Source organism: Paenibacillus alkalitolerans (genome assembly GCF_016482785.1).
Taxonomy (GTDB): Bacteria; Bacillota; Bacilli; order Paenibacillales; family YIM-B00363; genus Paenibacillus_AE; species Paenibacillus_AE alkalitolerans.
In genome coordinates this window covers 1-9,629 of record NZ_JAEMXM010000032.1, presented here as the reverse complement: position 1 = coordinate 9,629, position 9,629 = coordinate 1, and the positions used below count along the sequence as shown (strand labels likewise).

The following is a 9,629-nucleotide window of genomic DNA, read 5'->3' as shown; positions in this document are numbered from 1 at the left end:
GCGGAACCCATAGGATACTTTTTTTGGAGAGACGCTAGTTTCTAAGATTCTAGAATCGCAAGAAAACCTTCCGCTAATCGCGGTCTTGCTTCGTTGAGTTGGCCTCGAAAGAGGTTTTCTTATTTACTTCATTATATATAATTCGCTTCGGCACATTGCGGTCCGAAGCCGCTTGCTTGATGGCGTCCTTGCGTGAAAGCCCGTGCTCCTTCTCATAACGGGCGACATGTTGTTCGGGCGTAAGCCCGGTCCACCACTCGGGAGCGGCTTCATCGGATGCGGAGGCTTGAGCTCCCTCCACAATTAAGCAATATTCGCCGATGGGCGGCGTGCCTTCCAAGTGCAAGAGACACGAAGCGACGGTGCCTCTCGTGAATTCCTCGAACCGTTTCGTCAGCTCGCGCGCCATCACAACGCGCCTGTCGCCCCACGAATCGAGCAGCAAGCGCATGGTCGGCAATAACCGGTGCGGCGCCTCATATAAAACTATTGTCGCCTGATGCGTCTTCCATTCTTCAAGAACGGCCGACGCTTTCTTCTTCTCCCTGGGCAAAAACCCTAGAAATGTAAACCGTTCGGTCGGCAATCCGGAAGCGATCAAGGCCGACAAAGCGGCATTGGGCCCGGGAATCGGCACGACCGGAATGTTCATGCGCACCGCCTCCTCCACAAGATCGACTCCCGGGTCCGAAATTGCGGGCAGGCCGGCATCGCTGACCAACGCAACGCTTTCGCCATCCTGCAACTTCGATATTATAGAAGATCCGCTTTTTTCTTTGTTATGCTCATGATAAGAGAGCAGCCGCGCCGATATTTCGAAACGGTTGAGCAGCTTTCTCGTTTGGCGTGTATCCTCCGCCGCCACCCAAGAAACTTCCTTTAATACGGCAACCGCCCTGTATGTCATATCGTCCAAATTTCCGATTGGCGTCCCTACCAAATACAGGATTCCCGCTTTCCGGCCAGAGGAACCGTTATCCTGCGAAGCAAAGCTTTTCTGCACTTGTACGTCCGTCATTTACGATTCTCCTCTGTCCGTATCGATCAAAGCTTGTCTGCTTCCATAATATACTTCCAACAGTTCCTTCGCATAGCTTCCGTCAGATTCATGCACAATCAACGGAGGGAGCGTCCGGAGCTCCGGCTTTCCGTCTTTTGCCGCTTCGATCAACACAATATTGGCTTCTTCGTCTAAGCGGGGATGTACGAATCTGATACGCTTCGGCTCGAGCCGTACGGCACGAAATTCCGAAATGATTTCGGCCAAGCGGGACGGCCGGTGAACCATCGCAACTTTCCCTCCGGATTTTACAAGCCGGGAAGCCGCGGAGGCGACGTCCGCCAACGTGCAATACACTTCATGGCGGGCTGCCGCCACGTGCGGATTCAATTTTCGATCTCCGGCGGCAACAGGCAAGTACGGCGGATTGACCGTAACCAAATCGAACGATCCGTATCCGGCTGTCAGATGGAATTGCTTCAAATCGCCGCATACCATTTGAATCCGGTGATCGAGACCGTTCAGTCGAACGTTCCGGGAAGCCATGTCCGCCACCCGCGGCTGAATTTCGACTCCGACGATCGATCCTTTCGTTCGCGTCGACATAAGCAGCGGAATGACGCCGTTACCGGTACACAAATCGACAATACGTCCCTTCGGAGGAACGGAACAAAACCGGGCCAACAACACGGCGTCTAATGAAAAACTGAAAATATCGTCGCTTTGAATGATCTTTAAATCGTGGGTAAGTAAATCGTCTATACGCTCATGCGGTTTCAAATCAACTTGAGCATTCATATATGCGGCGCGAGCCTCCCGATGAATTTAAAAAAACCGCAGGGCGGCTATGTCCTACGGCTGCAATTACTTATTAAAGAAAGACAAACAAAACAGGCAGTCTCCTTCGGTGCGCAGGTGCCCGTAGTACACATTGCAAATGTGGAACCCTTCATAATATAACCTTGCCAAGTTGTCATATCCTTCGCCGATGACAGGCGCGCCTTGCGACTTGAGTGAGTCCTCGGCGTCTTCGAGTGCGGCGGCGGCGTCATCGCCCACGGAATCGTTTCTCCGGAGTAGTTTGCGCAATTGCTGGTTTTCTATGACAAGCCTCTTATTTTCTTCAAGCAAAAGCACCACTTGCTTACGCAGAGCGGCCATATCCCCCGCCGCCCGATTCATCGATTCTTCCATGCGCGTCACTTGTTCATACAGTTCTTTTCTGTCTTCCACAGCTCCACCTCTGGAAAAAGGCCAACCGATTTTATAGGACTATCTCTATACTTCTTGCTCCACGACGTCATCAAGCGGAAATTCGGATACGCGGCCCCTGGATTCATTGAGTCGAACGTTGACGGTGCGGGATTCCGGATTCAAGCTGACGACGACACCCGTTCCCAATGAAGTAATGACTTTAGCTCCGATGGAGGGCAGCTCTTGCTTTACGCTTTCATAGTTGTCATGCTCATATTTCAGACAGCACATTAATCTCCCGCACAAACCCGAGATTTTGGTCGGATTCAGCGACAAGTTTTGGTCCTTGGCCATCTTGATCGAGACCGGCTCGAAGTCGCCGAGCCACGATGAACAGCATAAAACACGGCCGCACGGCCCTAACCCGCCAAGCAGCTTTGCCTCGTCCCGGACACCGATTTGCCGGAGTTCTATTCTGGTCCGGAACACTCCCGCCAAGTCTTTCACAAGCTCCCGGAAATCGACGCGGCCTTCCGCGGTAAAATAAAAAATAATTTTGTTGCGGTCGAACGTGTATTCCACATCGACGAGTTTCATCCGTAAGCCGTGCTCTTTTATTTTCTCGGCGCAGACGCCGAATGCGTCTTTCGCCGCCGTCTTATTATCGTCAACCACTTTCGCATCGTTGACATCCGCTATGCGGATCACTTTCTTCAGCGGCAGCACGACGTCGCTCTCGCGCACCGTCTTGCGCCCAATGACGACTTTGCCGTATTCTACGCCCCTAGCCGTCTCCACGATCACATGGTTTTGTTCGTCGACAGGCAAATCGCTCGGATCGAAATAGTAAACTTTGCCCGCCTTCTTAAAGCGGACGCCTACGACTTGGTAAGCTTCCATTATTATCCTCCTTGCAACGTATATAGGAATCGTTCAAGGACAAGTTGGGGATTGGCATGTTGGCGAAGACGTTTCTTCGCCCGCAGCGCCTCATCCATAGCGCCGACCCACAACTGAAACGGTTTGGAGTCGGCGTGTCTTTGGCTCCATTCCGTTCCGTCTATAAATACGACCTTCGCGGTCTGTCTTCTTTGCAAAAGAACCATGTCTTTACACCACAGCGCAAACAAATCGAAGAATGTATCCATATGCTCGGACACTTCTTGTTTGGAAATAATGCTTTGCCCTGCCAGCATGGCGGCAGAGAAGCCGTGAATCGACTCCTTAGCCAATTGTAACACTGCATTTCTCGTTTCTGCAAACCAATTTAACTGGATAAGCTCCCTCGCGGTTTCCAAGCCTGCCGATAACCGGACCGCGGGCCGAACGAGCACCGCCGGGTGGCCTTCCGCGAGCAGCGCTTCCTCCATTATTTCGGGGGACAGCGGCTGGAAGGCTATGCGCTGCGTACGGGACAATATGGTCGGGAGCAATGCTTGTCCGTTCTCCGTTATGAGCACCGCCACGATTTGCGACGCAGGTTCTTCCAGAAACTTCAGCATCGCGTTGGAAGCTTGCGGCGTCATCTTCTCCGCTTCATCTATAATGTAAATACGCGGGCGGGATGCCGAAGCCTTATAGGTAAATTGTTTTTGCAGCTCCCGTATTTGGTCGATTTTAACCGTCGATCCGGCCGCATCGATCCAATACACATCAGGGTGATTTCCGTTTGCCGCCTTGCGGCATTCGACGCATGCGCCGCATGCATCTCCTCCGCCCTCTACACAAAAGAGCGCCTGCGCCAGCGCTCTTGCAACAGATCTTCGTCCCGTACCCCTCTGCCCCTCGAAGACGTAGGCATGAGACAAAGCGCCGTCCCGCAGGGCGGTTCGCAGTATGGTCTTCACACGCTCTTGTCCGGGTATATCGCTGAAAGGCATGTATGTTCGCTCCATTTTTGTTTAAAAAAATAAATTAATCAACAATCCGCGGATTTCGCCGATCTTGGCCAACAATTCGATCTTGCCGGTTTCGGTGTGAAGCAGCTCGTCCGCCATGGAAAGAAGCGTCTCGTCGATTTTCTCCAGCAGCTGGTAACGTTTGGAACGGCCGCGGCGATCCCAGCCTCTCGTCTCCCGCAAACCCACCCCTTTGCGGGCGGTGTCCTCAAGGAACCGTTTCACCAGCAGCTTATACTCGCGAAGCTCCCGAACGGTCATGGACCGGGCCAGACGCTCCCCTTGACGGTGAATGAGCTCCATCCTACGCGTCAGTTCCTCCTGCGTAGCGGCCTCCCGTTCTTCGCGAAGGAAGCCGGAGAACGGGCGGGACAAGGCATTTGCATTCGGGTTGTTGTCGTTGCGCATCGTATCCTTGTTGAAAGGCCGCCAGCCTGGATCGATTTTCACCTAGTATGCGCCTCCGGATCGTATCGTTCGCTTAAAAATGCTCAAAGCGCTCGACCGGCATAATAAACACGGCAGCTCCGCCAACCTGCACTTCCACCGGGAACGGGATGTACGAATCGGTCGTGCCTCCCATCGGAGTCACCGGAGTGACCAATTGATCCCTCACCTTGCAGTTTGCTTTGATCACAGTCAAGACGTCCTGCACCCTCTCGTCTTCGATACCGATCATGAACGTCGTGTTCCCTGCGCGCAAGAAACCTCCGGTACTGGCTAATTTCGTAGCCCGGATGCCCTGTTGAATCAATGCGGACGACAAGCGGTTGCTATCCTTATCCTGCACTACGGCAACTACAAGCTTCATGCAAATTCCTCCCTGCTAGTGTATTAGCGATCGATTATTTGTTAAGCAAACGATCGAAATCCGCAGCGATATCCCCCGCGATCTCCTCTTCGGCTCTGTCGGCGTTCAGAAGAAGCACGCGGTGCGGATTTGTTTTGGCTAACAGCAGGAATGCGTCTCTCACTCGTCCGTGGTAATCTTTATCTTTCAACTCGATCCGGTCCAACGTCGATTCGCTCCCCCCCGCACCGGAGCGTTTAAGCAGCCGGCTGCGGCTGATTTCGACCGGGACATCCAGCATGTACGTACGGTGCGGCTGCAAACCGGAACTGGCGTAGCGGCTGATTGCCTCAACTTGCGCGGGATCTTGGCCCAAACCGTACCCTTGATAAGCGATGCTTGCGTCGATGAACCGGTCGCAAATTACGACAGCTCCCCGCTCCAAAGCGGGAAAAATCACTTGATGGACGTGCTGCGCTCTGGAAGCGGCGTATAGGAGCACCTCCGTCTGATCCGCCATTTCGCGGTGTTCGGGAGAGAGCACTATGGAACGCAGACGGTCTCCAATCCCGGTCCCCCCGGGCTCGCGCGTTATGACAACGTCAATGCCGGTGTTCTGCAGGCGCGCTGCAAGCCGTTTTACTTGGGAAGTTTTCCCGGAACCGTCCGGTCCTTCGAAAGTAATAAACAATCCTCTCATCTGCCGACCCCTTCTATATCTATATGCCGCTTTCGTGCCAAACGAGAATGCGTGTAAGCGTTTCGTCCCGTATGCCTTGCACCGAAGCGCCTTCCGAGCGGTATCGGATCAAAGCGGTTACGGCTTCCGGCGTAATTGGCTCACCCGGGTACAATAATGGTATACCCGGAGGGTACGGAACGACCATCTCGGCCGACAGCGCCCCGGCCGAATGCTCAACCTCCGCTTCAACCGGTTCTCTCGTAATGTTCGGCGGCTTCCTCACGCCGTCCATATCAAAAAAGACGGGCTGCCCGGAGGCATTCGGCCATAATGGTCTATTATTCGCCGTTTTTGGTCGTTTCTCCTGCTTTTCCGCACAATAACGCAATTCAATTTGTTCTAACGCCGATTTAAGGCGAACCGCGTCCTGTAAGGACGATGCCAAACCGAAAACAAGCAGAACATGCCGCTCGTCAGCCATCTCCGCGTCGCAACCATGCTCCGCAAGCATCGCTTGCAGTCGGAAACCGGATAATCTTTCTTCTTTATCATAAACGGCAACTTTGAAAGGATCCAACCGGGAGTAACTGGAAGCCGGTTCCCATTCCAAAAAGCCGAACCTGAAGCTGCTCGACTTGAGCGCATTGCGGAAAGCATGGACCGCTTCGAGACCGCTGCGGAAGGCCCCTTCTCTCCGATTGCCGTGGACGGAGCTTCGCGCCCAATCCAGCGACGCAAGTATGGGATAAGACGGGCTCGAGCTTTGCAGCATGCGCAAGCGCTGCTCCAATACCCGAGCATCCACGCGCCCTCCTTGAACATGCAGCATCGCTCCCATCGTCATGGCCGGGAGCATCTTGTGCGTAGACTGTACGACAACGTCCGCGCCGCATTGAAGCGCCGAAGCCGGCAGCTTCGGATGCAGGCCGAAGTGCGCTCCATGCGCTTCGTCTACAAGCAGCGGTTTTCCGTGTTTATGTGCGGTTTCGGCTATGGAACGCAAATCGATGCTCATGCCGTAGTAATTGGGATTCGTGACGAAAACCGCCTTCGCTTCAGGAAAATTGCGAAGCTGCTCGTCGATCCGTTCGGCCGACGGACCTGTATACAACCCGCTTGCCGCGTCACGATGCGGCGGCAAAAACACCGCCCCTCCCCCGGCAAGCATTAATGCGTGAACGGCGGACTTATGCGCGTTGCGCTGCATGAGGACAATGTCGCCCGGTTTGCATACGGCCCCGATCATCGCTAAGTTTCCGACGGTGCTCCCGCCGACCAAGAAGTACGTGCGGTCCGCACCGAAGCATTCCGCCGCAAGCTCTTGCGCCTCCCGTATCGCCCCTGTCGGGGAATGCAGGTCGTCCAATCCCGGCAGCTCCGTGGCATCGAATGTGCCGACGGCGCCAAGCCAAGACGAGACGAGCGGATCGTCCAAGAACGAAGCGCCTCTCTTATGGCCCGGAACGTGAAAACTGGAGGAGTTTCGCGCCGCATAGGCAAGGAGAGCTTCAACAAGCGGTGCCCGGTCATCCGGATTCTGTTTCATTCTGGAAGACGGTCTCGGCATAGCTCTCCCCTTTTCTCAGCTGTATGTGGTATCATAATATTACCTTGCTGGAGTAAAGAAAAAAAGACCTGCTCCGTCCGTCACGGGGAACGGAGGCAAGTCTATCTATGTCATAAAGTTCGTCCTATGAAACTTAAGCGTCCTTCTTATACCAAATTCTTCTCATTTGCGATATAAAGAACGGATATTTCGCGTCTTTAACGTCTGTTCTTACCATCTCTGTCTCACAGTCGCTGCAAATAAATTCGGAGCAAATCGTGATGCCTTCGCGACGTTTTTGTTCGCAAATAATACATTGCGCCGCTTCAGCCTGCTCCCGGTTCCGAGTTTCCATGGCTTTCACCCTTTGTGTCTTTTCTAGACAGTATTCCCCGAAGTCTATGACCTAAACTCTTGTTCTGGAAATGAATTGCTATAATTTCTTCTTGCGGTGTTTCATACTTATTTGTATGTATCGCCGTTGTAAAGAGTGATTTTTAAAGCTAATCCGGGGTGAAATATGTGTCAGCCACATCAGCGGCGGAAAAAGTCATCTATCAATATACGCTAGTGAAAAAGGTCCGCCCGAAACCGTTCTGGCTCATTTCGCACGGCAGTTGTTTGCTGCTGTTCGGAATCGTTTCCGGTGCGTTCGTTCCCTCACTGAATTGGGTCGTACCGATCGCGGCCGTTCTGTTATATATGGCTATAGAATTCATCGTCGTTTGCGCATTGTCGTGGTCCCGGCCGGAGTGGAGTGTATATTCGTCTCGTTACCGCTGGACCGGCAGCTTCCCTTGGATCGGTTATTTTCCGGTTCAGGCCGTACCGCTTCGATATTTCCGCATTTCCTCGATACACACCATGTGGATCGGATGCAGCGCCGCCGGCTTGTATTTCGCGTGGCTGCACGATTCGGGAGCTCTTTACGCTGCCTTCGCCGTCTTATGGACCGCAGTGCCGAGGGTGTGGATCATCGCTGCGTTCCGAACCGGAAGCCGTGATGAATTCCTAATACGCTTTCAGGATAAGGAATTTTCATTGTACGTTTCATAGCTAGGATCCAATTCCGCATCCAATCTAACCGCTCTTTCTGACGAAAAACTTCTCAAAGTGCAGCAAAGCATCGCGCAAGTGCTCTGTCCAATATTCCCATGTATGTTCGCCCGGGAACTCCTCATACTTATGTTTATATCCGATTCCGGACAAATATTTGTTGAATTCCACATTATACGAGTAAAGAAAGTCAGCCGTTCCGCAGTTAAAATAAAGCTCGGGGCGCCCCGCGTGCTTGTCTTTCATTCGCAAGGAAGCAAGTACGTGCAGGTCGTATTGTTTCGCATACGGCCCGCGAAACGGACCGAAAATTTGCCCGAAATTCGAACGGTCGAAATCGATTTGATATATCGCGGCGATTGAACCGAGCACTCCCGATAAGCTTACCGCCGCACCGAAAAGCCCAGGATGCCGCAAAGCCAGCATAACCGCTCCGTATCCGCCCATCGAAAGACCTGCAATCCCCCTCATTCGGTTATCGGGCATCGTGCGGTAAGTTTCATCGATGAATGGAACCAAATCGTCTATGATGTACTGTTCGAAATTGCCGCTTCCGTCATACCAGTCCGCATAAAACGTCCCGTGGGCATGTCCGCCGTCATTCGGCATCACAACGATGCATTCCCGCAGCTCCGACGCGTATATCATGCGATCCAGCGTTTCGGCGGCAGCTGCCTTCTGGGTCCAGTCCGATTCCGACCCGTATAACCCATGCAGCAAATATATTACAGGATAGCGTTGCTCCGAGTATTCATATCCGGGCGGCAGGTACACGTAACAGGTTTTCCTTCCATATAGCGCGGCGGAGAAAAATGGTGTCGGTTTTACAGTCATTGAATCGCCTCCTTAGGTTGCTCACCTTACCTGATTATAGACAAAAACTAGTCTTGCGACGAGTCCCAGTCTTTATGCCGTCATGTTCGCATCGCATTGCCTTGCCCACGGTTTAAAGGAAATTTATGTATTTAAACTTCATCTTATTTGGTTATCGGATTAAATCAACGGAATTTTTTGTGCTTAAAAATGGCCGAAACTTATGAATATCCTCTCGAACAATGGCTACTTAGCACACAAAATTCCCTAAGCTGTAATTCGTATCCGCTGCTGTTCAGGTTAAGCACAAGAAATTCCGCTAACGATCTTGCTGCTGCTCGATTTGCCTGTACTGTCCCAATGCAAAGAAAGCGCCTTTGGCATATAACCAAAGGCGCTTTCTCGTTGTTGGCTTGGCGACGTCCTACTCTCCCGGGACCCTGCGGTCCAAGTACCATCGGCGCTGGAAGGCTTAACGGTCGTGTTCGGGATGGGTACGCGTGGGTCCCTTCCGCCATTATCACCAAACCGCAGTTTTGCGAGGCAAAATCTGCCACCGAGTTTGCGAAGCAAAATCTCGTGTATGCTGTTGACAGGGCGTTGTGCCCCGAAAACCGGATGCGAAACTTGAGAACAACCATTGCATTCCA

The 9,629-nt window shown here is 52.7% G+C and carries 12 protein-coding genes and 1 rRNA gene; 1 reads left to right on the top strand and 12 read right to left on the bottom strand.

Annotation, left to right across the window (positions count from 1 at the left end):
* Positions 1-73 precede the first annotated feature (73 nt).
* The 10 genes from rsmI to JET16_RS27610 all read right to left on the bottom strand — a co-directional run bounded on the left by rsmI (position 74) and on the right by JET16_RS27610 (position 7,465).
* A complete protein-coding gene (gene rsmI / locus JET16_RS27655; RefSeq protein WP_199623838.1) occupies positions 74-1,018 on the bottom strand; it encodes a 16S rRNA (cytidine(1402)-2'-O)-methyltransferase in 945 nt (314 codons plus the stop codon).
* Positions 1,019-1,798: a tRNA1(Val) (adenine(37)-N6)-methyltransferase gene (locus tag JET16_RS27650; protein WP_199623836.1), complete on the bottom strand. Its 780-nt coding sequence runs from the start codon at positions 1,796-1,798 to the stop codon at positions 1,019-1,021.
* A gap of 66 nt (positions 1,799-1,864) precedes the next feature.
* Positions 1,865-2,233 carry an initiation-control protein YabA gene (locus JET16_RS27645; RefSeq protein WP_325176792.1) on the bottom strand — a complete coding sequence of 123 codons (369 nt, stop codon included), beginning with the start codon at positions 2,231-2,233 and terminating at the stop codon, positions 1,865-1,867.
* Between the two features lie 45 nt (positions 2,234-2,278).
* Positions 2,279-3,094, bottom strand: a complete 816-nt coding sequence (locus JET16_RS27640) for a PSP1 domain-containing protein (protein WP_199623834.1) — start codon at positions 3,092-3,094, stop codon at positions 2,279-2,281.
* 2 nt (positions 3,095-3,096) lie between these two features.
* The gene (gene holB, locus JET16_RS27635; protein WP_199623832.1) at positions 3,097-4,074 is read right to left on the bottom strand and encodes a DNA polymerase III subunit delta'; all 978 of its coding nucleotides are present in this window, start codon (positions 4,072-4,074) and stop codon (positions 3,097-3,099) included.
* A gap of 21 nt (positions 4,075-4,095) precedes the next feature.
* Positions 4,096-4,542: a YaaR family protein gene (locus tag JET16_RS27630; RefSeq protein WP_325176791.1), complete on the bottom strand. Its 447-nt coding sequence runs from the start codon at positions 4,540-4,542 to the stop codon at positions 4,096-4,098.
* A 31-nt stretch (positions 4,543-4,573) separates the two neighbouring features.
* On the bottom strand, positions 4,574-4,903 hold the full coding sequence (locus JET16_RS27625; protein ID WP_199623830.1) for a cyclic-di-AMP receptor: 330 nt from the start codon (positions 4,901-4,903) through the stop codon (positions 4,574-4,576).
* A gap of 34 nt (positions 4,904-4,937) precedes the next feature.
* Positions 4,938-5,582 (bottom strand): dTMP kinase, encoded by a 645-nt coding sequence (gene tmk, locus JET16_RS27620; RefSeq protein ID WP_199623827.1) that lies wholly within the window; start codon positions 5,580-5,582, stop codon positions 4,938-4,940.
* Positions 5,583-5,601: 19 nt separating this feature from the next.
* The gene (locus tag JET16_RS27615; RefSeq protein WP_233532360.1) at positions 5,602-7,131 is read right to left on the bottom strand and encodes an aminotransferase class I/II-fold pyridoxal phosphate-dependent enzyme; all 1,530 of its coding nucleotides are present in this window, start codon (positions 7,129-7,131) and stop codon (positions 5,602-5,604) included.
* Between the two features lie 133 nt (positions 7,132-7,264).
* Positions 7,265-7,465 (bottom strand): sigma factor G inhibitor Gin, encoded by a 201-nt coding sequence (locus JET16_RS27610; RefSeq protein WP_199623824.1) that lies wholly within the window; start codon positions 7,463-7,465, stop codon positions 7,265-7,267.
* Positions 7,466-7,632: 167 nt separating this feature from the next.
* Between JET16_RS27610 and JET16_RS27605 the strand changes: the two genes are divergently transcribed.
* Entirely contained in the window at positions 7,633-8,166 is a 534-nt protein-coding gene (locus JET16_RS27605) for a hypothetical protein (RefSeq protein ID WP_199623821.1), read from the top strand.
* Between the two features lie 24 nt (positions 8,167-8,190).
* Here the strand turns inward: JET16_RS27605 and JET16_RS27600 are convergent, their stop codons facing one another.
* Entirely contained in the window at positions 8,191-9,000 is an 810-nt protein-coding gene (locus JET16_RS27600) for an alpha/beta hydrolase (RefSeq protein WP_199623818.1), read from the bottom strand.
* A gap of 390 nt (positions 9,001-9,390) precedes the next feature.
* A 5S ribosomal RNA gene (rrf, locus tag JET16_RS27595) occupies positions 9,391-9,507 on the bottom strand.
* Between the last annotated feature and the right edge of the window lie 122 nt (positions 9,508-9,629).